The following is a 22,190-nucleotide window of genomic DNA, read 5'->3' on the forward strand; positions in this document are numbered from 1 at the left end:
TCTGACTATGGATATTCAGACCACGCCGCAATCGAAAACGCTGCACGAGAAAGCCGTCGTCATCGACGCGCTGCACACTTGCAACTGGAGCCGCGAGATTTTCGAGGAGCTGCGCGCCGGCGGCTACGACGCCGTCAACGCCTCCAACGTGCTCTGGGAGAATTTCGCAGCTGCTATAAACGAGGTCGCGAACTGGAAGCGCCGCTTCGCCGAAAATTCCGACCTCATCCGGCCGATCAGGAAGATCAGCGACATCCACGCCGCGAAGGCGGAAGGCAAGACCGGAATCATCATGGGCTGGCAGAACACTTCGCCCATCGAGGACCGGCTCGACTATCTCGAGATTTTCAAAGATCTCGGCGTCGGGATCATGCAGCTCACCTACAACACGCAGAATTATTCCGGCGCCGGCTATCTCGAACAGAATGACTCCGGCCTCACCGGATTCGGCCGCGAGGTCGTGGATGAGATGGCGCGCGTCGGCGTGCTCTGCGATTTGAGCCATGTCGGCGACAAAACCACGGCCGACACGATCGCCTATTCGAAGAAGCCGGTCTGCATGACCCATGTGCTGCCGCGCGCGCTCCGCGACGTGAAGCGCAACAAGCCGGATGAGCTGATCAAGGCCTGCGCCGAAAAGGGCGGCGTCATCGGCGTGAGCTTCTTCGCGCCGGGTCTCGTCGCCGGCAACGACGCCACCGTGCATGACGTGCTCGACGCCATGGAGCATGTGATCAACCTCGTCGGCGAGGATCATGTCGGCGTCGGCACTGATTTCAGCCAGGGCCATGCGCGGCCCGGCCCTTGGCTTCTCTGGGCCAACAGGGATAAGGGAACGGCGCGCACGCTGACCGAGTTTGGCTCCGCCAAGATCAGCAAGCCGGCGGGCGTCGACAAGGTTCACAAGCTGCCGAACCTCACCGCTGCGATGTTGCAGCGGGGCTGGAGCGAGGCGCTGGTTCTGAAATTGCTTGGCGGCAACTGGCTTCGTCTGCTGAGTGAATGCTGGGGAGAATGATGATGTCCGATCGCGGCCTTTCACGACGAATTCTTCTCGCTGGCGCCGCTGGCGTTTCGCTTCCTCTCGCCGCGCCGCGCATGCTGCGCGCCGCCGAGCCTGCGACGGTGAACGTCGTCGGCTATTTCGGCATCTTTGAGGATAACTATACGAAGGCCGTGCTGCAGCCCTTCATGCAGACAAATCCTGACGTCAAGGTGGTGTTCAAGCCGGTGCGCGGCTCCGCCGAAGCGACGGCGATGCTGCGCACGCAGAAGGCGAAGCCGCAGGCCGACGCGGTGATCATGGATCTTTCGATCGCCGCGCAGAATGCGCGCGAGGGCCTGTTCGCGCCGCTCGATCCCGCTGTCGTCACCAACCTCGCCGACATTCCGGCCTGGGGCCGCCCGGCGAACAATATGGGCGCCGCGCTGACGCAGGATGTGCTCGTGCAGTTGACCGCGCCGAAGAAGCTCAAGAAGCAGCCCGCGAGCTGGCTCGATCTCGCTGATCCCGCCTATGCCGGCCGCGCCGGCATGCCGATCGGCGACGTGCGCGGCACGGTGCTGCTCGCGCTGCTCTGCCGCATGGCGGGCGTCGACTACAAGCAGAGCGTCGACGCTGGCATCGCGTCGTTGAAGAAGATCGCCGCGAATGTGCAGACCTATGAGCCGCAGCCTGACATCTACACCGCGATCCGTTCCGGCGTCATCGATATCGGCATCGGCTGGAACGCGCGCGGCCAGTCGAATCAGGACCAGGCGAACGGCGAATTCGCCGCCATCGTTCCGGTCGAGGGCACGGCGCCGCAGGTGAACACAATCAATCTCGTCGCCAATGCGCCAGCAGGCGGCGCGGCGCAGAAATTCATCAATTATGCGCTTGGCGCCGAAGCGCAGAAAGCCTTCGCGGAAGCCTTGTTCTATGGCCCGACCAATAGCAAGGCCGTGCTTGATCCTGCGCTGGCGACGCGCATCTTCGGCACATTGGAAGTTCGCGCCAAGCAGATGGAGCTCGACTGGGACTGGTTCAGCCGCAACAACAACACGCTGCTGCAACGCATCCGCCGCGAGGTCATCGCGAGCTGATGAGCGAACCCTATGTCGTCGCGCGCGATCTGACCAAGCGCTACGGAGAACAGCCGCCATCGGTCGATCGCGCCAACTTCTCGCTTGAGAAAGGCGAGATGCTGGCGCTGCTCGGCCCGTCCGGCTGTGGCAAGACCACGATCCTGCGCATGATCGCCGGGCTGATCGAGCCGACGTCGGGCTCGATCCGCATCGACGGGCGCGAGATCGCGGCCCTGCCCGTGCATCGGCGCAACATGGGCATGGTGTTCCAGTCCTATGCGCTGCTGCCGCATCTCACTGTCGCCGACAATGTCGGCTTCGGGCTCGAAATGCGCGGCGTCGGCAAGGCGGAGCGGATGAAGCGCGTCGACGCCGCGCTGCAGATGGTGAAGCTTGGCGGCCTTGGCGAGCGTCGCATCTCGCAACTGTCAGGCGGCCAGCAGCAGCGCGCCGCCATCGCGCGTTCGCTGGTGATCGAGCCGAGCCTTCTGCTGCTCGATGAGCCTCTTTCGAACCTCGATGCGAAACTGCGCGATGAGCTGCGTAACGAGATCCGCGATCTCCAGCGCCGCACGGGCACGACGGCGATTTTCGTCACTCATGACCAGAGCGAGGCGCTGGCGGCGGCCGACCGCATCGTTGTGATGTCGGCTGGCAGGATCGAGCAGACGGGCAGCCCGTCCGACATTTTCGATCGCCCGGCGACGCGCTTCGTCGCGAGCTTCATCGGCGACGGAACCTTTCTCGAAGGCGAGGCCGATGGCGACACGGTGCAGATTGAGGGCGTCGGCGCGGTGAAGATCGCGACGGCGATGAAGGGTAAGACGATATTGATGTTGCGCCCGCATCGCGTCGATTTCGTTGGGGATGGCGCGGTGTTCGAGAACGAGGTCGAGGGGACGGTCGAAAGCGCCGTCTATACCGGCGAACTCGTCAGCAGTTCGGTGCGCGTCGGGCCGCATCTCATTGCGGTGAACCGCCTTGCGCGCGGCCGCGACATCGCGCCGGGCGAGAAGGTCACGCTGGGTTGGCGCGCGGAAGACGCCATCATCATTCCCGGCGACGCCAGATGAATATTGCGGCGCTGCGGCTCGTTCTCCTGCTGCCGGGGCTCGCTTTCATCGCGGTGAGCTTCATCCTGCCGCTTCTCTGGCTGCTCAGCATCTCCTTCTCGAGTCAGGAAATGCCGGGGGTGACCACGGCGACCTATGCGCAGGTTCTGTTCGATCCGTTTTATTGGCGCCTCGCCGGCAATACGCTCTGGCTGTCGGCGCTGGTGGCGGTGATCGCGGTCATCCTCTCTTATCCCCTTGGGCTTTTTCTCGCGCGCACGCAAAGCAAATGGCGCGGCGTTCTTGCGACTCTCGCCATCGCGCCGCTGCTGACCTCGACGGTCGTGCGCACCTATGGCTGGATGATCATTCTCGGAGATCAGGGCCTGATCAACAGCACGCTGAAATCGATGGGCCTGATCGAGCGTCCCTTCGCGCTCGCCAATAATTTCATTGGCGCCGTGATCGCGCTCGTCGAAATCCTGATGCCTTACGCAGTGCTCGCGATCGTCAGCGGCCTCGGCAAGCTGAAGCCGGAGCATGAGGAGGCCGCGGCGCTGCATGGAGCCGACCGGCTGCGCGTCTTCACGCGCGTCATCCTGCCCCTCTCCTTCCCTGCGATCATGACGGCGCTGCTGCTCGTGTTCGTGCTTGCGATCAGCAGCTTCGTCACGCCGCGCCTGATGGGCGGCGGCCGCGTTTTCGTCTTCGGCACGGAAATCTTCAATGAATCGACGGTGACGTTGAATTGGCCTCTGGCCGCTGTGCTGTCGATCCTGCTGCTCGCGCTCTTCGCGCTTGTCATGACGCTTTACTCCAGATTGATGCGCAATATGGAGGAGCCGGCGTGAGCGCGGTGACATCCTCGATCGCTGCGCGCGGTGCCTGGGGCGCGCTGATCGCGCTCATCTATCTCTTCCTGCTTGCGCCGTTGCTCGTCGTGCTGGTGATTTCCTTCGACACGCGGCCGTTCCTTGCTTTTCCGCCAGCCGGCTTCTCCTTCGGCTCCTATATCGCGGCGGCGAAAAATCCGGCTTTCATGCACGCCTTCGGCGTCAGCGTTCTCGTCGGCCTCGTCGCGGCGCTGTGCGCGCTGGCGGCCGGCGTGCCGGCGGCGCTCGTATTGACGCGACAGCGCTTTCGCGGCCGCGAGGCAGTGTCGACGCTGTTTCTCTCGCCGCTGCTCGTGCCGCATATCGTGCTGGCGGTCGGCGTGCTGCTGGTGCTGGCGCCGATGAACCTGCATGATTCCTACACCGGCCTGATCATGGCCCATGTCGGCGTCACCATTCCCTATGTCATCCGCACGGTCTCGCTCAGCCTCGCCGCGGTCGATCTTCGTTGCGAGGAGGCGGCGCGCGTGCATGGCGCCTCGTCCTTGACGGTGTTTCGTCGCGTGACCCTGCCGCTCGCGGCGCCGGGACTGATCGCGGGGGGCGTGATCGCGTTCTTGGTCTCTTTTGATGAAGCAGTGATCGCGCTCTTCATCACCTCCGAGCATGTGCGGACGCTGCCGCTCGAGATCTTCAAATATATCGAGTTCCGCACCGATCCGCAGATCGCGGCCTTGTCGGTGCTGCTGATCCTCGTCTCCATGGCGCTGATGACGCTCGTCGAGCGCATCGTCGGATTGCGGAAAGCGCTGAGAGGTTGATGCGCGCCGGGCTGCTGCAGCTTTTCCACGAGGCGAACGGGTTCTCGCCGATCCCGATTGGCCTGCGCGATTTTCAAACGCGCCACTGGTGCGAGGGCGAGGAAGTGCGCGAGCGCTTTGGCGCGACGCGCAACTGGCTCGGCGGCGCCATTGCGGCGTGCGATGCGGCCGGAGTGAATCTCGATATCGGTCAATGCGCGAGCTGCCATCCCGGCGGCGTGATCGAGGCCGAAGCCTTCGCGACCATCCGCGCGGCGCTGCTTGAATCCATGCGCGGGATCGTGGCGCGCGGCCAGCCTGACGTCGTGCTGCTCCTGCTCCATGGCGCGCTGCTGGCTGAGGATTCGCCCATGCCCGAGGGCGAACTCGCCGCTCGAGTGCGTGAGATCGTGGGGCCGGATACGGTGATCGCGGTCACGCTCGATTTTCACGCCAACATCGATCCGCTGCTCACCGAGAGCGCCGATCTCATCATGGGCGGCAAGCTTTATCCGCATACGGACGCGTTTGATCGCGGCCGCAAGCTCGGCGAACTCGCCTTCGCCTGCGTGCGAAAGCGCCGCAAGACGCGCCATATTCTCCTGCCGATCGCGACGCCTTTGCCGCGACAGGAAACGGTGACGCCTGGTGGTCCTGGCGCCGAACTCGTCGCGCTGTCCGATGAGCTCGCGGCGAAGCATGGACTCGATGATCTCTCCGTGATGGGCGGATTTCATTTCGCCGACAATCATTGGGCTTCCATGAGCCTGCTCGTCACCGGCGGCGAATGCGAAACGCAGAATAAAGCGCTGCGCGCGCTCGCCGACGCGATATGGGAGTGTCGCGACGAACTCGTCGCTCCCCTCCCCGATCTCAACGAAGCCGCGCGGCTGCTCAGCAAACGCTCGCGCGCCGGCATGACGCTCGTCGTCGACACCGGCGACAATCCCGGCGGCGGCGGAACGGGTGAAACTGCGAGCCTGCTGCCCTGGCTCGTGCGCGAAAGGATCGATTACGCCGCAGGCTTTTTCGTCGATCCCGCGTTGGCGCAACGCGCGGCCAAGGCGGGTATGGGGAACAGTTTCAATGCGATGGTCGGCGCCGCCAGCGGCCCCTTCACCGCAGAAGCGCGAGTCGAATGGGCAGGCGAAATCAGCTATCGCAACATCGGCCCGATGATGACGGGCGAATTGCTCGAAGGCGGGCTCGGCGCCGTGCTGCGCATGGGCAACGGCCGCATCATCGTCACCACCGAGCGCATTCAGGCCTATGACGTCAACGCCTTCCTGTCGCTCGACATCGATCTCGCCTCGCGTGATGTCGTGCTGGTGAAATCATCAGCGCATTTCCGCGCCTCCTATGCGCCGCTCGCGGAAGGCGGCATCATTCTCTGCGATGGCGGCGGCTGGTCGTCGTCGAACTTTACGCGCTTTCCCTACAAGGGCCGCATGCGACGCATCCTGCCGCTGAAGCCGATGGACAAGCGCGAGTGGGACGCCGCAATCGAAGCGGCGATCGGCTGACGACGTCAACGCGCGGCCGAAGGCCTGTCACCGGATCGGAGGATTTCCCGGGAGATCGAGCCGCTCCCATTGCTCGCCGTCGAAGCGCGCGATGTCCTCATATCCGATCGACCAGAGCACGCCATCCGTCACATCGATCCAATGCGCGTCCCTGAGGTCCGGCGTCAGCGTCGTCCTGGCCCTCACGATGCGATCGCCTTCGAGCATGTGAAGGCCTGTCTCGGCGGCGAGATAAAGGCGGCCCTCGTATTTCGCCATGGACAGAAAAGCTTCGCGGCTGTCACCCGCCGCGACTTGCCGAAATCCGTCGATATGATTGCCGCGCAACAGCAGGCCCGCTCGTCCGCAGATCCAGATCGTTTTCTCATTCTCGACATGGATTTGCTGAAGCCAGAGCGAGGTCGGCAACGCCAGATCCAGAAAGCCCTCCGGGCCTTTCCAGTATGCGGTTCCGTTCTGTCCGACCACATAGATGCTCTCTTCATGCGGTCCGTTCACATCCGCAAAGATGATGTCGTCAGCGTTCGGCTGTCCTCCGGGCATTCCGAGGTCAAAGCGTTCCCAATGTTCGCTTCCCTCCCTCCTGTAGAGCTGTCGTCCGCCTCCGCAGGCGTAGAGGCGGGCGCCGATCTGTCGGATGGCGCTCATATATCCGCGGCCTTCGGCGTCGTCCGCCCAGAGGCCGGCGCCTGGAATCTTCTCGTAGAATCCTTCTTCCCTGCCAAAGAATCCGACATGTCCTTCCGCGGCCAGCGCCACCTGAATTTGCCGATCGCGATCGGGATAGCGGTAGCGCGTCATTGAAATGATGTTCGTCTCGATTCGCGTGGCTTCACCCCAAGGGTTTGGCTGATCCCTGTTGTAATAGACGACATCGTTCTCCGGTTCGAAGGGGCTGGATCGCCACGTCTTGCGATCCATCACTGTCACGCAGAGGATCGACTTCGAATATGCCGATGCGCTTCTAATGATCAGGGGTGGATTCATGAAGAACAATATCCCGGGCGGCGGGCGATCTTCTCCAATGAATTGGCTGCCCGCAACGCGACAGTTCGCTGCGCTTGCGGGCTAACGCGTAATTTGATCACCTGCGGCGCGCTGGCGTCTTCGGTGACAAACGGCGCAGACCGGAAGCAAACGCCAGGCCCTGTCTCCGCGGGAACAGCGAGCGATAATCCGATCGCCCATAGGCCTTGCAACTTTGCGAGGTCATCATGATCTGTCCAGCCGTCGCCACGGGTTGGCGCCATCTCACATCAGGCGATCAGCCGGAGCTGATGGCGCATTTTCTCCGTCTCAAAGAGGCCGGTCTTCGCAGCCGTTTTGGCCGAGGCGTGTCCGAAACCTTTCTCGACGCCTATTGCTCCGCGGGCTTTGGCGAATCGAGCCGCATGATTGGATATTTCGACAATGGCCAGTTGCGTGCGGTCGGTGAATTGCGTTCCGGCGAGTTGGCGGTCAGTGTCGAAAGCGGCTGGCGAAGAATGGGCGTCGCCACGTCGCTTCTGAAGATTCTCCTTCGGGTCGCCTGCGAAATCGGCGCTCAGTCGCTGAAAGCCTATTGTTCAGCTGAAAATGTGGCCGCGAAACGATTGATGTTGCGCGCGGGATTCAAGCTGATGACGATGAGCGCGGAGGTGTGTGGCTTGCTGGATGTCGCTGCGAGGCGCGGCGCATTCGCGCCGGCGGCTTGAGTAACGTCGACGCGAATGGCGAGCCTTCGGTTCAGCGAAAGAATCCGATCGCCTGCGAGATGCGGCGCGCTGTTTCCTTCGCCATCTCGCCGATTTCCTCGCAGCGCGATTCCGGCGCGCGACTGGCCGGTGCCGCCACATTCAGCGCTGCCGCGATACGACCGTTCGCGGAAAAGACCGGCGCGGTGATCGAAACGAGATCGTCTTTGGCTTCGCCCCGGCTGACCTGCATGCCCGTGTTCCTGATCTCCGCGAACTTCCGCCGCAGCTTCTCGGGATCGGTGATCGTGTTCGGCGTAAGCCTTTCCAGCGGGCCGCGCAGAAATGATTCGCGATCGGCTTCGTCGAGATAGGCAAGCAGCACCTTGCCTGATCCGGCATGCAGCGGCGAGCGGCCGCCGACCACCGCATTGACCTGGATGTCGCGGCCGGGCTCCCACTTCGACACGCAAATGCTTTCGCGCCCGTCGCGCACACGAAGCTGGATCGTTTCCCTTGTGCGCCCGCCAAGCTCAGCGAGCATCGGATGCGACAATCGCACGATATCGAAATGCTCGGCCGCCGCATTGGCGAGCGCGAGCGCCGCGACACCGAGCCTGTAGCCGACGCCATTTTCCGAGCGCGTGAGAAAACCGCGCGCTTCGAGCGTATGCAGCAACCGGAACGCGCGCGCCTTGCTGTCGCCAGAGCGCCGCGCGATTTCCGACACGCCGAGATCGGCTTCCTGCGACACGGTTTGCAGCAGGCTGAGCGCACGATCGACCGCTTCGACGAAATAGCGGGAGCGAGCGGCGGGATTTTCGGTCGACATGGGTTGGGCTGCTCTTCGCGGGCCTTGATGGTCCTTCGATAGCGTGGCGTAGACGTTTCGTCTAGTAAGACGATGGTTTGTCAGTATTGACACATAGCCGGCTGGTCGGCTTTATGCCCGCCCATCGGCCGGGAAGCGGATGGGAGGCGATCGTGACCCTGGAGATGACGCCTGCCCGTGAGGGCGAACCGCCCGTCGCCGCCGTGTCCTCGGCGCGCATGATGGCCGACCTGCAACAGCTCGCGCGCTGGACGAAGCTCGCGGCGACGCCGACCGAGGCCGAAAGCCTCGCCTTTGTGCGTTCGCGTTTCGATGACGCTGGCTTCAAGACCGGGATCATCGAGCACGACGCCTATATCAGCATTCCCGGCCCCGCTCATGTGATGCATGGGGCGAAGCGCATCACGGCGATCACCCATTCCATGGCTGTTTCATCGCCGGCGTCGGGACTCGTTGGCGAGGTCGTCGATGTCGGCGAAGGCGAAGAGGCTGATTTCGCCGACAAGACCATCGCCGGCCGCATCGTGCTTGCCGACGGCATTGCTTCGCCCGGCGTTGCGCTCCGCGCCTCGCGCGCCGGCGCGGTAGGCGTCGTGCAGGTCAGCCCGCATCATCTCCTGCATGAGATGTGCATCTCGCCGATCTGGGGCAGCCCGTCATCCCAGACGAAGCACGATCTGCCGACTGTCCTCGTCGTGACGATTTCGGAAGAGGATGGAGCGGCGCTTCGTCAGGAGATGGCGAAGGGCGCGCTGCGACTCACGCTCCATGCGTCTGTCGACACCGGCTGGCGCAAGACGCCGCTGCTTGTGGCGGAACTGCCCGCGCCTGATGGCGACAAGGACGCGCCTTTCGTTCTTCTTTCCGGCCATCACGACACCTGGTTCGAGGGCGTGATGGACAATGGCGCCGCCAATGTCGCGACGATCGAGGTGGCGCGCATCTGCGCCGAGCATCAGAAGCAATGGAAGCGCGGCCTGCGCGTCTGCGTCTGGTCCGGCCATTCGCAGGGGCGCTATTCCGGCTCCGCCTGGTATGTCGATCAGCATTGGAGTGAACTCAATCGCCGCTGCGTCGCGCATGTGAATGTTGACAGCCTCGGCGCGGTCGGCGCCGAGGTGCTGAACAATGCAGCCGCCGCCGGCGGTCTGTTCGACATCGCCGCGGCGGCGATCAAGATCGAGAGCGGCCAGACGCTCAATTCGCGCAGAAAGGCCCGCTCCGCCGACGATTCTTTTCCCGGCGTCGGCATTCCCTCGGTCTTCGGTAGTCTCAGTTATCAGCCGCCGTCCGAGAAGAAGATGCGCAACGATCTCGGCTGGTGGTGGCACACCGCGCATGATCTCATCGACAAGATCAGCCCTGACAATCTCGCGCGCGATACGCGCATCGTGCTGCGCATCGTCTGGGGCCTGCTCGCCGATCGCATTCTCCCCATCGATTATCTCGCGCAGGCGAAGGATTTCGAACGCGAACTTGCCAAGCTTGTGGACAAGCTCGGCGGACGTTTTCCTCTGTGCAACTTGCGCGAGGCGGCGATGCGCCTGTCTGCGGCGCTGACTACGTTGCGCGCGGAAGCGGCCTCGCTGCCGGCGGATAAAGTCAATGGCGCCATCCAGCGCCTGTCGCGCATCATGGTTCCTCTCGACTACACCAAAGGCGACCGTTTCGTTCACGATGCGGCGCTGTCGCTTTCGCCATGGCCGGCGCTCGATGCGCTTCGAAATCTCGCGCAGGCGACGCCGGGAACCGACGACGCGCGCTTCGCCGAGGTCGACGCCGTGCGCGCCGCCAATCGCGTGCTGTTTGCGCTTTCGCAGGCCGAGGACGCCGCGCGCGCCGCTTTCGCATGAGCGGCCATTTCAGGCGTCTTGTTCTCGTTCTCGCGGCGCTGTTTGTCGCTCTTGCCGCGCCTGCCTTCGCGTCGGCGCAGGACTTGCGCATCGCCATGAAGGCGGCTGTGGACAGCGCCGATCCGCATCAACTGTTCACGCCCAATCGCAACGTGCAGCAGCATGTGTTCGAACCGCTGATCTTTCAGGACGAGCATCTGAAGCCGCTGCCCGGCCTCGCAGAGAGCTGGCGCTTGATCGATCCGACCACCTGGGAGTTCAAGCTCCGCCAGAACGTCAAATTCCATGATGGAACGCCCTTCACCGCGCGCGATGTCGAATTTTCCATCAAGCGCGCGCAGGCGATCACCGGCGTCAGGACCTATCGCCATTATTTGAAAGACATTGTCGGCTTCGATATCGTCGATGACCACACCTTGCGCATCAGGACGTCGCAGCCGTCGGCGCTGCTGATCTCGAATCTGTCGACGCTCGGCATGGTGTCGGCGAAGCTTGTCGAGGGCGCCCCGGCCGAAGGCTTCAACACAGGCGCGCTCTCCATCGGCACCGGCCCCTATCGCTGGGTGCGCTTCGTTCCGAATCAGGAAATCGTGCTGGAGCGCAACGAGAACTACTGGGGCGGCGTCGAGCCCTGGGCGAAAGTCACGATCCGCTTCATCGGCAATGACAGCGCGCGCGTCGCGGCGCTTCTGTCGAATGAGGTTGATGTGATCGACGCCGTGCCCGGCAGCCTGTTTGCGCGGGTGAAGGACAGCGCCTCGGCGCGGCTTGTCGCCGACACCTCGATCTTCATGCTCTACATGACGCTGGATCGTTTCCGCGATGTTTCGCCCTTCGTGCGCGCCGCCGACGGCAAGCCGCTCGCGAAAAATCCGCTCAAAGACACGCGCGTGCTCGAAGCGATGAGCCGCGGCGTCAACCGGCAGGCGCTCGCCGATCGCGTGATGGATGGCGGCGCGGAGCCCGCGGGACAATTCGCGCCGCCCGGCTTCGCAGGGCATGATCCTTCGCTGAAGCCCCTGCCCTACGAGCCGCAGAAAGCGAAACAGATACTCGCCGACGCCGGCTGGCCGCGCGGCTTCGAACTCACTTTACACTGCCTCAATGATCGCTTCTCCGGCGATATCCAGACCTGTCAGGCGATTGGCTCGATGCTCACCGCGATCGGCGTGCGCAGCAAGGTCGAGGGCTTGCCGAGCGCAACCTTCTTCCGGCGCGCCAATTCTGGCGGGCCGAATGGCGAGCCGGAATTCTCCGCCGCCATGTCGATCTTCGGCAGTTCGAGCGGCGATCCCATCCAGTCGCTCGTCACGCTTGTCGAGACGGTCGATGCGGCGAAGGGCCATGGCGGCAATAATCGCGGCCGCTACTCCAACCCGGAAGTCGATCGGCTGACCGAATTGTCGCAGCAGACTCTTGACGATGCGGCGCGGGAAAAGCTCGTCTGGGAGGCGACAAGGATCGCCATGGCCGAGAACGGCGTGTTTCCGATTTATTTCCTGAAATCGTCCTGGGGCGTGAGCCGCAAGCTGACGCTTCTGCCGCGCGGCGATCAATATACGCTGGCGACCAGAATCCGGCCGGCGCAATAGCGCTCTGTAGGCGCAAGATCATTGGGAGGTTTGGAATGACCGCATCACGCCGAACGCTGCTCCATGGATTGCTCGGCGGCTTCGCCGCATCGCAGGCGCCGTCGTGGATCGCGTCCGCCGCGGCGCAGCAGCAGGCCACGCTGCGCGTCGGCATGTCGGCGCCGAACACCACGCTTGATCCGCATCTCCTCAGCAACGCGCCGAACAATATGGTTTCGACCCATGTGTTCGACGCCATTGTCGCCAATGATTTCCAGTCGCGCTCGCAGCCGGGCCTCGCCGAATCCTGGAAGGTGCTGGACGATACGCATTGGGAATTCACGATGCGGCCGAACGTGAAATTCTCCGATGGTTCGCCGCTGACGATCGAGGACATCAAGGTTTCGATCGATCGCGCGGCGACCATCCCGAGCGCGGCCTCCTTCCGCACCTACACCAGAAGCATCAAATCGATCACTGAGCCGTCGCCCGGCAAGATGATCATCGAGACGAAATCGCCCGATCCGCTGCTGCCGAATTCGCTTGGCCGCATCCGCATCATCGCGGCGAAATTCAAGGACGCGCCAAGCCCGGAATTCAACGCCGGCCGCGCCTCGATCGGCACCGGGCCTTACATCTACAAGGAATATGTCCCGGGCTCGCGGATCGTGCTTGCGCTCAATCCGCATTATTGGGGGCCGAAGCCGCCATGGTCGGAGGTCACGCTGCGCATCGTCACCGACGCCGGCGCGCGGCTTGCGGCGCTGCTTTCAGGCGATCTCGATATCATCGAGCAGGCGCCTTATGAGGGGCTTGAGCGCATCAGGAAGGATGCGCGCTTCCAGATCATTCGCGGCGTGTCGAGTCGTTTCGTCTATCTCACGATCGATTCCGATCATGACGTGCAGCCCTTCATCACCGGCGCGGATGGCAAGCCGCTGCCGAAGAATCCGCTGAAGGACAAGCGCGTGCGCCAGGCGCTTTCCATGGCGATCAACCGGCAGGCGATCGTCGAGCGCGTGATGGAGAACAACGCCGTCGCCGCCTCGCAATTCCTGCCGCCCGGCGCGCCCGGCACCTCGCCGAACGTGAAGCCTGCGCCTTACGACCCTGTGAAAGCGAAGGCGTTGCTCGCAGAGGCCGGCTATCCCCAGGGCTTCAAGCTCACCATCCATGGCCCGAACGATCGTATCGTCAATGACGCCAAGATCGTGCAGGTGATCGCGCAGATGTTCACGCGCATCGGCGTGGAAACGAAGGTCGAGGTCATGCCCTGGTCGGTCTATTCGACCAAGAGCACGGCGCATGAATTTGCGGTCAATCTGAGTTCATGGGGCGTCAACACCGGCGAGACGTCGAACCCGCTGCTGGCGGTGAGCGCGACGTACAATCCGACCGCAGGAACCGGCGCGAGCAATTCCGGCCGCTATTCCAATCCCGCGCTCGACGCCAAGCTCGAAGCGGCGATGAAGATCCTCGATGATGGCAGGCGCAACGCGCTGCTCGCCGAAGCCAGCGAGATCGTCTTCAACGATGTCGCGGTCATCCCGCTGCATCACGAGGTGCTGGTGCTCGGCGCGCGCAAGGACATCGCGTTCACGCCGCGCGCGGATCAATACACGCTCGCCATGGATGTGACGCGTAAGGCCTGACCGGCGCAAGGAAACGGAACTCGACGATGATCATGACGAAGGATGTGGCGGCGGACCGGGCGAAAGCGCTCTATGATTTCGGCCCGACGGTGATGTTCGCCTCGAAGGCTGATCCGCGCTTCCACTATTGTCTCTATGTGCCGCCCGCCGCGGCCGACGGCGCCAAGGTCGACCTGCTCGTCGCGGTTCACGGCTCGGGCCGCACCTCGTTCCTCGATTTCCGCGACGGCTTCTCCGCCTTCGGCCGCTGGAACAATTGCGCCATTCTCTGCCCGGTCTTCCCGGTCGGCGTGCGCGGCGATGATGCGCGCAACGGCTATAAATACATGCGGGAAGGCGACATCCGCTACGACAAGGTGTTGCTCGCAATGGTCGAGGAGGTCGCGGCGAAATACAAGCAGGACTGGAGCCAGTTCTCGATCTTCGGCTTCTCCGGCGGCGGACATTTCTCGCATCGCTTCGCCATCCTGCATCCGAAGAAATTATGGGCGGCTTCGATCGGCGCGCCGGGTTCGGTGACGTTGCTTGACCCCTCGCGCGACTGGTGGGTCGGCGTGCGCAATCTCAAGGAGACATTCGGCGTCGATTTCGATCCGGCGGCGATGGCGAAAATTCCGGTGCAGATGATCGTCGGCGACGCTGATCTCGAAACCTGGGAGATCACCCATCGCGAGGGCGGAACCTACTGGATGCAAGGCGCGAACGACGCGGGCCGCACGCGGCCTGAACGCCTCGCGGCCTTGCGCGATTCCTTCGAGAAGGCCGGCGTGAAAGTGCGCTTCGATCTCCTGCCGGGCGTCTCGCACGACCGCATGAAGACGCTTGGCAAGGTGCAGGACTTCCTCGCCAGCGTGCTGGCGACGCGTCGAGGCGCCGCGAAATGAGCGGGATGATCGTCGCGCCGCAGCCGGAAGCTGTTGAAGCCGGCGCATTGGTGCTGAAGCGCGGCGGCAACGCCGTCGATGCGGCGCTCGCCTGCGCCTTCATGCAGGGCGTCGTCGATCCGCAGATGGCCGGCGTCGGCGGCTTCGGCTCGATGCATGTCTATATGGCCGGCGGCGCGCATGAGATTCTCGAATTCTATGCGCGCGCGTCGCTCAAGGCGACGCCCGATATGTGGACCGAGAAGCTGGTCGGCCAGTCGCGCGACGGCTTCGCTTTTCTCCTTAAGGATCATGCAAGCGAGATCGGCTATCTCGCCGCCTGCACGCCGGGCAGCGTCAAGGGCTACGCGACCGCGCTCGAATGCTACGGCACGTTCGACTGGGCCGATCTCATCAAGCCCGCGATCGCCATGGCGAAGCGCGGCGTGATGGTGAGGCCGCACATGCACTGGTTCTGGACGCAGGACCAGAGTGCGAGCGGCCAGGTCAACACGATCGACAAATTGCGTTTCAGCAAGACGGGACGCGACATCTATTTTCGCGCTGACGGCGCGCCGAAAAAACCGGGCGACATGCTCGTCAACCTTGACATGGCGCGCACGCTGGAGCGGCTCGCAGCCGGCGGCCCCGATATTTTCTATCGCGGCGAGATCGCCGAAGAGATCGCAGCCGACATGGCCGCCAATGGCGGTCTCATCGGCAAGGATGATCTCGCGAAATATGAATTGTCCGTGGCGAAGCCCTTGTGGGGCGAATATCGCGGCCTCAAGATCGCAACGAGCCCGCCGCCGGGCAGCGGCCTCTCGATGCTGCAGATCCTGCACATGCTCGATCATTTCGATGTCGGCGCGATGGAGCATGGCAGCGCCGCCCATGTGATGCTGCTCGCCGAAGCGATGAAGCGGATGACGATCGACAAGGATCGCCATCTCGGCGATCCCGCTTATGTCGATGTGCCGGTCGCAAAGCTTCTGTCGCGCGATTATTGCGGCGCGCTGGCCGAAGAGATCAAGCGCGGCGAGCGCGCCGAGGTGACGCGCCTCGGCGACAGAAGTTCGCGCGACACGACCCATGTCTCCGTCATCGATCGTCATGGCAATGCGGTGGCGCTGACGCACACGCTTGGCAGTCCCTCCGGCGCGATCACCGATGGTCTTGGCTTCATGTATAACGGCACCATGAGCCGCTTCGATCCGCGGCCGGGCCGCGCATCGTCGATTGCGCCGGGCAAGAGGCGTTCGAGTTCGGCCGCGCCGACGATCGTCTTCAAGAACGATCGCCCGTCGATCGTGATGGGCGCGCCGGGCGGCAGCTATATCGCGCCATCGATGGCGCAGGGCCTGATGAATGTGATCGATTTCGGCATGAGCATGTCGGATGCGGTCGCCGCGCCGCGCATCGTCGCGGTGTCGAACGTGATCGACGTCTCCAATCGTGTTCCCCATTACGTCACCGACGAGGTCGAGGCTAAGGGCTACAAGGTCAAGCGCACGCCGCAGAGCTACGCCTTCGCCGCGCTGCACGGCGTGCGCGTCGTGGGCGACAAGCTCGAAGGCGGCGCCGATCCCCAGCGCGACGGCATGGCGCTGATGGTGAAGACGCCATGACAGCGTGGCTGCTCCGCCGCGTCATCCAGGCGCTGTTCGTCATGTTCGTGATGACGCTGCTGGTGTTTTTTGCGGTGAATGTCATCGGCAATCCCGCCGACATCCTGATCCCGCCGGACGCCGACCAGATCGAGCGCGCGCGCGTGATCAAGGAGCTCGGGCTCGATCTGCCTCTCTGGCAGCAATATCTGCAATTCGTGAAAGGCGCGCTGCAGGGCAATCTCGGCCAGAGCTATGTCTATAACGAACCGGCGCTGCGCGTGATCCTGCATCGACTGCCGGCGACGCTGGAGCTCGCCTTCTGCTCGGTCATCCTTGCGATCCTGATCGGCATTCCGCTCGGGCTTTACGCAGGGCTGAGGCCAGACGGAATTCTTTCGAAGATCATCATGACCGGCAGCATCCTCGGCTTCTCGCTGCCGACCTTCTGGGTCGGGCTGATGCTGATTATGGTGTTTGCGGTGCAGCTGGGCTGGCTGCCGAGCGGCGGCCGCGGCGAGACCGGCGAATTGTTCGGCGTGCAATGGTCCTTCATGACGCGCGATGGTCTGATCCATCTCATTCTGCCCGCGCTCAACCTCTCTCTCTTCAAGGTGTCGCTGGTGCTGCGATTGACGCGCGCCGGCGTGCTCGAAGTCATGCCGCTCGATTACGTCAAATTCGCGCGCGCGAAGGGGCTCACCGAATTGCGCGTCATCGGCGTGCATGTGCTGAAGAACATCATGATCCCCGTGGTGACAGTGATCGGGCTCGAATTCGGGTCGGTGATCGCCTTCTCGGTGGTGACGGAAAGCATCTTCAGCTGGCCGGGCATGGGCAAACTCATCATCGACTCGATCAATGTGCTCGATCGTCCCATCATCGTCGCCTATCTCATGATGATCGTCGTTGTCTTCGTGACGATCAATCTCATCGTCGATCTCGTCTACACCGCGCTCGATCCGCGCGTGCGCCTCGAAGCGCAGGAGGCCTGAGATGGCTGTGCAAGCCGCTTCGCAGGCGCCTGTCGCGACGACACAATCCTCCGGCGAGGAGACGCCGCTCCGCCGCGCCGTCCGCGCTTATTTCCGCTCCACCACCGCGATCTTCGGTCTCGTGCTCTTCGTGACCATTATCGCGATCGCATTGCTCGCGCCCTTCATCGCGCCGCAGAACCCTTACGATCTTCTGCAGCTCGATGTGATGAACAGCCGCCTGCCGCCGGGATCGGAGGCGATGACCGGCGAGGTGTTCTGGCTCGGCACCGATGATCAGGGCCGCGACATGCTGTCGGGCATCATGTACGGATTGCGCATCTCGCTCGGCGTCGGCATCAGCTCGGCCTTCATCGCGGCGCTTGTCGGCGCGTCGCTTGGGCTGCTCGCCGCCTATGTCGGCGGCCGCGTCGAGACCGCGATCATGCGGCTCGTCGATCTCCAGTTGTCGTTTCCGTCGATCCTTGTCGCGCTGATGATCCTCGCCTTCCTCGGCAAGGGCGTGCTCAATGTCGTGCTCGCGCTGGTGATTGTGGAATGGGCGACTTATGCGCGCACGGCGCGCGGCGCGGCTCTGGTCGAACGACGCAAGGAATATATCGAGGCGGTCGAAGCGCTGGCGGTGCCGCGCTGGCGCGTTCTGTTCGTGCATCTCTTGCCGAACTGCCTGCCGCCGCTGATCGTGATCGCGACGGTGCAGGTGGCGCGCGCCATCGCGCTTGAAGCCACCCTCTCCTTCCTTGGCCTTGGCGTTCCCGTGACGGAGCCTAGCCTCGGTCTCCTCGTCGCCAACGGCTATCAATACATGCTCTCCGGCAAGAACTGGATCAGTCTCTATCCCGGCATCGCGCTGCTCACGACGATCGTCGCGATCAATCTCGTTGGCGACCGGCTGCGCGACGTGCTCAATCCGAGGAACCGGGGATGAGCGCGCTTCCTGCGATGACCGAGCCGCGCGCGAAAGACGCGCCGCTCATCGAGGTTGAGGATTTGCGCACGCATTTCCTCACCGAGGCTGGCCCTCTCAAGGCGGTCGACGGCGTGTCCTTCTCGATCCGGCGCGGCAAGGTGCTCGGCCTCGTCGGCGAAAGCGGATCGGGAAAATCCGTCACCGGCTTTTCGATCATCGGGCTTGTCGAGCCGCCGGGAAATATTGTCGGCGGCCGCATCCTGTTCGAGGGGAAAGATCTCACGCGTCTCTCGCGCGAGGAGATGCGGCGCATCCGTGGCCGGCGCATCGCGATGATCTTCCAGGATCCGATGATGACGCTGAACCCGGTGCTGCGCATCGACACGCAGATGATCGAGGCGGTGCAGGCGCATGATCCCGCATCGCGCGCCGAGGCTCGCGCCCGCGCGAGAGATGCGCTCGGCATGGTCGGCATTCCCTCGCCTGAGGAAAGATTGAGCGCCTATCCCCATCAATTCTCCGGCGGCATGCGCCAGCGCGTCGCGATCGCGATTGCGCTGCTGCACAAGCCCGACTTCATCATCGCGGACGAGCCGACAACCGCGCTCGATGTGACGATCCAGGCGCAGATCCTGGCCGAGGTGCAGAAGCTCACAGCGCAAAGCGACACGGCGCTGATCTGGATCACCCATGATCTCGCCGTGGTGTCGCGCCTCGCCGATGATATCGCCGTGATGTATGCCGGTCGCATCGTCGAAGCCGGCCGCGCCGGCGACGTGCTGGAAAAGCCGCGCCATCCCTACACCGCGGGACTCATCGGCTCCGTGCCAAGCCGCAACCGTCGCGGCCAGCGACTCACGCAGATTCCGGGAATGACGCCGAGCCTGTTGAAGCTGCCGAAGGGCTGCGCCTTCCGCAATCGCTGCGCGCGCGCGGATGTCGCGTGTGAAGACGAACCGATGCTGACTGAAATTCCGGGCCGCGCCTATCGCTGCTTCCATCCGCTCGAAGGGGTCGCGATATGAGCGCCTTGGTGAAGGAGGCGCCGCTGATCGAGCTGAAAGGCGTGTCGCGCCGCTTCGGCAAGCGCGCGGATTTCGCCGCGCGTCTGGCGCAGAAGATGGGGTTGGCGAAGCCGCATCCGATCGTGCGCGCCGTCGACAATGTCGATTTGAGCGTGCGCAAGGGCGAGGTGCTTGGCCTTGTCGGCGAATCCGGCTGCGGAAAATCGACGCTCGGTCGCGTCGTCGCCGGCATCATTCCGCCGTCGGCGGGCGCGGTGATGTGGCGCGGCCGCGATCGCGCGGCTTTGTCGGCGCAGGAGCAGCGCGATGCGCGGCTCAAGGTGCAGATGGTGTTCCAGAACCCCTACGCCTCGCTCAATCCGCGCCGTTCGGTCAGCGACATCGTCAGCGAAGCGCCGCGCATTCACGGGCTGATCTCCGGCGACAAGAATGCGTTCGTCGATCAGCAGCTCACGCGCGCCGGCCTCGATCCCGCGCTGAAGCGTCGCTATCCCCATCAATTCTCCGGCGGTCAGCGCCAGCGCATCGGCATCGCCCGCGCGCTTGCGGTCAACCCTGAGTTCATCATCTGCGATGAGGCGGTGGCCGCGCTCGACGTCTCGATCCAGGCGCAGATCATCAACCTGTTCATGGATCTGCGCGACAATCTGAATCTCACCTATCTCTTCATCAGCCATGATCTCGGGGTCGTCGAGCATATCTCTGATCGTGTCGCCATCATGTATCTCGGCCGCATCGTCGAGCAGGCGCCGACGGAAGAAGTCTTCATGCGGCCCAATCATCCCTACACGCAGGCGCTGCTTGCGGAGGCGCCGCGCATCGAAACGACAAAGCGCAGCTTCACGCCGATGACAGGCGAATTGCCGAGCCCGCTCGCGCCGCCGCCGGGCTGCCATTTCCATCCGCGCTGTCCGCATGCTTTTGCGCGCTGCCGCGTCGAGGCGCCGGCGCTGAAGGAAATTGCGCCTGGCCATGTCAGCGCCTGTCATCTCAACGACGGAGCGACAGCGTGAGCGATCTCCCCTCGCATCAGCTCATCGACGAGCACGTCGTTGTCCACAAGGATGTGTTCATCGCGATGCGCGATGGCGTCAGGCTCGCGACCGACATCTATCGACCCGCGCGCTCCGGCGCGCCGGTCAATCAGCCGGCGCCGGTCATTCTCGAACGCACGCCCTATGGAAAGACGCAGAGGTCGCGCGCCGAAATCGAGATCGGCATGTCAGGCCCGATGCTGCGCGCCGAAGTCGCCGCGCATTTCGTGCGCCACGGCTATATCGTGATCTATCAGGATTGCCGCGGTCGCCACGGCTCGGAAGGCGAGTTCGTCAAATATCTCTCCGAAGGTCCTGACGGCTTCGATGCGATGGCGTGGATTGCGAAGCAGTCCTGGTGCGACGGCCGGATCGGCACCATGGGCCTGTCCTACGCGGCGCACACGCAGCTCGCGGCGGCGTGCCTCAATCCGCCGGGGCTCGCGACGATGATCCTCGATTCCGGCGGCTTCTCGAACGCTTTCACCTGCGGCATCAGGCAGGGCGGCGCGTTCGAACTGAAGCAGGCGACATGGGCCTACAATCAGGCGCGCGAAGGCGCGATCGCCACGGGTGACAAGGTCGCGCAACGCGCGCTTGAAGCTGAAAACCTGCATGACTGGTTCGGCTGCATGCCCTGGTCGGAAGGGCGCTCGCCGGTGCGCGCGAGCCCGGAATATGAGGCCTATCTGCTGGAGCAGTGGCGCCACGAGAATTTCGACGAATTCTGGAAGCAGGTCGGCATCTACGCCGCCGGGTTCTACGATCAGATTCCAGATATTCCCGTCGCGCTGATGTCGAGCTGGTACGACGCCTATGTCCGCTCGACCTTCGAGAATTACGAAGGCCTCAAGCGCTCCGGCCGCCGTCCGTTGCAGGTCATCATGGGGCCGGGCCTGCATGGCGACCGCAACAACAGCTTCGCCGGCGATGTCGATTTCGGATCGCGCGCGTCGGTTGGCGGCAATATCGCGGAGAGCTGGCTCGAATTCCGCCGCCTCTGGTTCGATCGCTGGCTGAAGGGCAAAGATGACGCGCCGGAGGCGCCGCGTCTGCGTCTCTTCCTCATGGGCGGCGGTTCGGGCCGCCGAAATGTCGAGGGCCGTCTTGATCATGGCGGCGACTGGATTTCCGCTGAGGACTGGCCGCCGCCGGAAAGCGCTGAACGCAGCTTCTACCTCGACGCGGCTGGCCGTCTTTCAGACGCGCCCTCCCCCGCGGCGTCGCAATCTCAAACCTACGATTTCGATCCCGCCAATCCCGTTCCGACGATCGGCGGCGCGCTGACCAGCGGCCAGCCGGTGTTCTCCGGCGGCGCGTTCGACCAGCGCGAGGGCGAGCGCTTCCACGGTTCGACCAAACCGGGCCTGCCGCTCAGCGCGCGCCGCGACGTGCTTTCATTCGAGAGCGAGCCGCTTGACGATGATCTCAAAATCGTGGGACCCGTCGAAGTCGAGCTGTTCGTTTCGACCGATGCGCGCGACACCGACTTCACCGCGAAGCTGATCGACGTGCATCCGCCGGGTGACGATTATCCCGCCGGTTTCGCGATGATCATCACCGATGGAATTTTCCGCTGCAAATTCCGCAACTCGTTCGAGAAGCCGGAACCCTGCGTCGAAGGCGAGATCATGCGCATCGTGATCGAGCCTTTCGCCATCGCGAACCTGTTCAAGGCGGGCCATCGCATCCGGCTCGACATCTCCTCGAGCAATTTTCCGAAATATGACGTCAATCCGAACACGGGCGAACCAGCCGGCGCCGGCCGTTCGCGCCGCGTCGCGCGCAACACCGTCCATTTCGATCGCGAGCGTCCGTCGCGGTTGATCGTGCGAACGCTGGGGTGATTGCGCGGGCGGGCGCGAAAGTCGAGAGAGCGCAGAGGCTGGCGTTCGCCTAA

Annotated in this window: 19 protein-coding genes; 17 read left to right on the forward strand and 2 right to left on the reverse strand. The window is 63.6% G+C overall.

The features are described from left to right. The first annotated feature begins 7 nt into the window (after window positions 1-7). From L8F45_RS29960 to L8F45_RS29985, 6 genes are read left to right on the forward strand one after another with little or no spacing between them, the layout of a single operon-like run. Entirely contained in the window at window positions 8-1,018 is a 1,011-nt protein-coding gene (locus tag L8F45_RS29960; protein WP_342364340.1) for a dipeptidase, read from the forward strand. Then, window positions 1,015-2,085, forward strand: a complete 1,071-nt coding sequence (locus L8F45_RS29965) for an extracellular solute-binding protein (RefSeq protein WP_342364341.1) — start codon at window positions 1,015-1,017, stop codon at window positions 2,083-2,085. Before L8F45_RS29960 ends, L8F45_RS29965 begins: the two co-directional genes overlap by 4 nt. Beyond that, window positions 2,085-3,140, forward strand: coding sequence for an ABC transporter ATP-binding protein (locus L8F45_RS29970; RefSeq protein ID WP_342364342.1), 1,056 nt, complete (start codon window positions 2,085-2,087; stop codon window positions 3,138-3,140). Before L8F45_RS29965 ends, L8F45_RS29970 begins: the two co-directional genes overlap by 1 nt. After that, window positions 3,137-3,970, forward strand: coding sequence for an ABC transporter permease (locus L8F45_RS29975; RefSeq protein ID WP_342364343.1), 834 nt, complete (start codon window positions 3,137-3,139; stop codon window positions 3,968-3,970). Before L8F45_RS29970 ends, L8F45_RS29975 begins: the two co-directional genes overlap by 4 nt. Beyond that, window positions 3,967-4,773: an ABC transporter permease gene (locus L8F45_RS29980; protein WP_342364344.1), complete on the forward strand. Its 807-nt coding sequence runs from the start codon at window positions 3,967-3,969 to the stop codon at window positions 4,771-4,773. Before L8F45_RS29975 ends, L8F45_RS29980 begins: the two co-directional genes overlap by 4 nt. Further along, window positions 4,773-6,275 carry a M81 family metallopeptidase gene (locus L8F45_RS29985; RefSeq protein WP_342364345.1) on the forward strand — a complete coding sequence of 501 codons (1,503 nt, stop codon included), beginning with the start codon at window positions 4,773-4,775 and terminating at the stop codon, window positions 6,273-6,275. The genes L8F45_RS29980 and L8F45_RS29985 overlap by 1 nt, the downstream gene beginning before the upstream one ends. A 27-nt stretch (window positions 6,276-6,302) precedes the next feature. On the opposite strand, the gene L8F45_RS29990 is transcribed toward L8F45_RS29985, so the two are convergent. Continuing rightward, complete coding sequence (locus tag L8F45_RS29990) at window positions 6,303-7,262, reverse strand: hypothetical protein (RefSeq protein WP_342364346.1); 960 nt, start codon at window positions 7,260-7,262, stop codon at window positions 6,303-6,305. A gap of 227 nt (window positions 7,263-7,489) precedes the next feature. Between L8F45_RS29990 and L8F45_RS29995 the strand changes: the two genes are divergently transcribed. Next, complete coding sequence (locus L8F45_RS29995; protein WP_342364347.1) at window positions 7,490-7,969, forward strand: GNAT family N-acetyltransferase; 480 nt, start codon at window positions 7,490-7,492, stop codon at window positions 7,967-7,969. A gap of 31 nt (window positions 7,970-8,000) precedes the next feature. On the opposite strand, the gene L8F45_RS30000 is transcribed toward L8F45_RS29995, so the two are convergent. Beyond that, entirely contained in the window at window positions 8,001-8,780 is a 780-nt protein-coding gene (locus L8F45_RS30000; protein ID WP_342364348.1) for an IclR family transcriptional regulator, read from the reverse strand. Between the two features lie 152 nt (window positions 8,781-8,932). On the opposite strand from L8F45_RS30000, the gene L8F45_RS30005 reads away from it, so the two are divergent. The 10 genes from L8F45_RS30005 to L8F45_RS30050 are packed head-to-tail and all read left to right on the forward strand — an operon-like array spanning window position 8,933 to window position 22,137. Continuing rightward, window positions 8,933-10,633, forward strand: coding sequence for a M28 family peptidase (locus tag L8F45_RS30005; protein ID WP_342364349.1), 1,701 nt, complete (start codon window positions 8,933-8,935; stop codon window positions 10,631-10,633). Then, window positions 10,630-12,225 (forward strand): ABC transporter substrate-binding protein, encoded by a 1,596-nt coding sequence (locus L8F45_RS30010; RefSeq protein ID WP_342364350.1) that lies wholly within the window; start codon window positions 10,630-10,632, stop codon window positions 12,223-12,225. Before L8F45_RS30005 ends, L8F45_RS30010 begins: the two co-directional genes overlap by 4 nt. Window positions 12,226-12,260: 35 nt before the next feature. Beyond that, on the forward strand, window positions 12,261-13,856 hold the full coding sequence (locus L8F45_RS30015) for an ABC transporter substrate-binding protein (RefSeq protein WP_342364351.1): 1,596 nt from the start codon (window positions 12,261-12,263) through the stop codon (window positions 13,854-13,856). Window positions 13,857-13,882: 26 nt separating this feature from the next. Then, a complete protein-coding gene (locus L8F45_RS30020) occupies window positions 13,883-14,740 on the forward strand; it encodes an alpha/beta hydrolase family protein (RefSeq protein WP_342364352.1) in 858 nt (285 codons plus the stop codon). Next, window positions 14,737-16,347, forward strand: a complete 1,611-nt coding sequence (ggt, locus tag L8F45_RS30025) for a gamma-glutamyltransferase (protein WP_342364353.1) — start codon at window positions 14,737-14,739, stop codon at window positions 16,345-16,347. Before L8F45_RS30020 ends, ggt begins: the two co-directional genes overlap by 4 nt. Continuing rightward, a complete protein-coding gene (locus L8F45_RS30030) occupies window positions 16,344-17,321 on the forward strand; it encodes an ABC transporter permease (RefSeq protein WP_342364354.1) in 978 nt (325 codons plus the stop codon). The genes ggt and L8F45_RS30030 overlap by 4 nt, the downstream gene beginning before the upstream one ends. Before the next feature lies 1 nt (window position 17,322). Continuing rightward, window positions 17,323-18,249, forward strand: a complete 927-nt coding sequence (locus tag L8F45_RS30035) for an ABC transporter permease (RefSeq protein WP_342364355.1) — start codon at window positions 17,323-17,325, stop codon at window positions 18,247-18,249. Continuing rightward, window positions 18,246-19,256 carry an ABC transporter ATP-binding protein gene (locus L8F45_RS30040; RefSeq protein ID WP_342364356.1) on the forward strand — a complete coding sequence of 337 codons (1,011 nt, stop codon included), beginning with the start codon at window positions 18,246-18,248 and terminating at the stop codon, window positions 19,254-19,256. Before L8F45_RS30035 ends, L8F45_RS30040 begins: the two co-directional genes overlap by 4 nt. After that, window positions 19,253-20,269, forward strand: a complete 1,017-nt coding sequence (locus tag L8F45_RS30045) for an ABC transporter ATP-binding protein (RefSeq protein ID WP_342364357.1) — start codon at window positions 19,253-19,255, stop codon at window positions 20,267-20,269. Before L8F45_RS30040 ends, L8F45_RS30045 begins: the two co-directional genes overlap by 4 nt. Further along, complete coding sequence (locus L8F45_RS30050) at window positions 20,266-22,137, forward strand: CocE/NonD family hydrolase (RefSeq protein WP_342364358.1); 1,872 nt, start codon at window positions 20,266-20,268, stop codon at window positions 22,135-22,137. Before L8F45_RS30045 ends, L8F45_RS30050 begins: the two co-directional genes overlap by 4 nt. Window positions 22,138-22,190: the final 53 nt, after the last annotated feature.

This window comes from Terrirubrum flagellatum (assembly GCF_022059845.1).
Classification (GTDB): Bacteria; Pseudomonadota; Alphaproteobacteria; order Rhizobiales; family Beijerinckiaceae; genus Terrirubrum; species Terrirubrum flagellatum.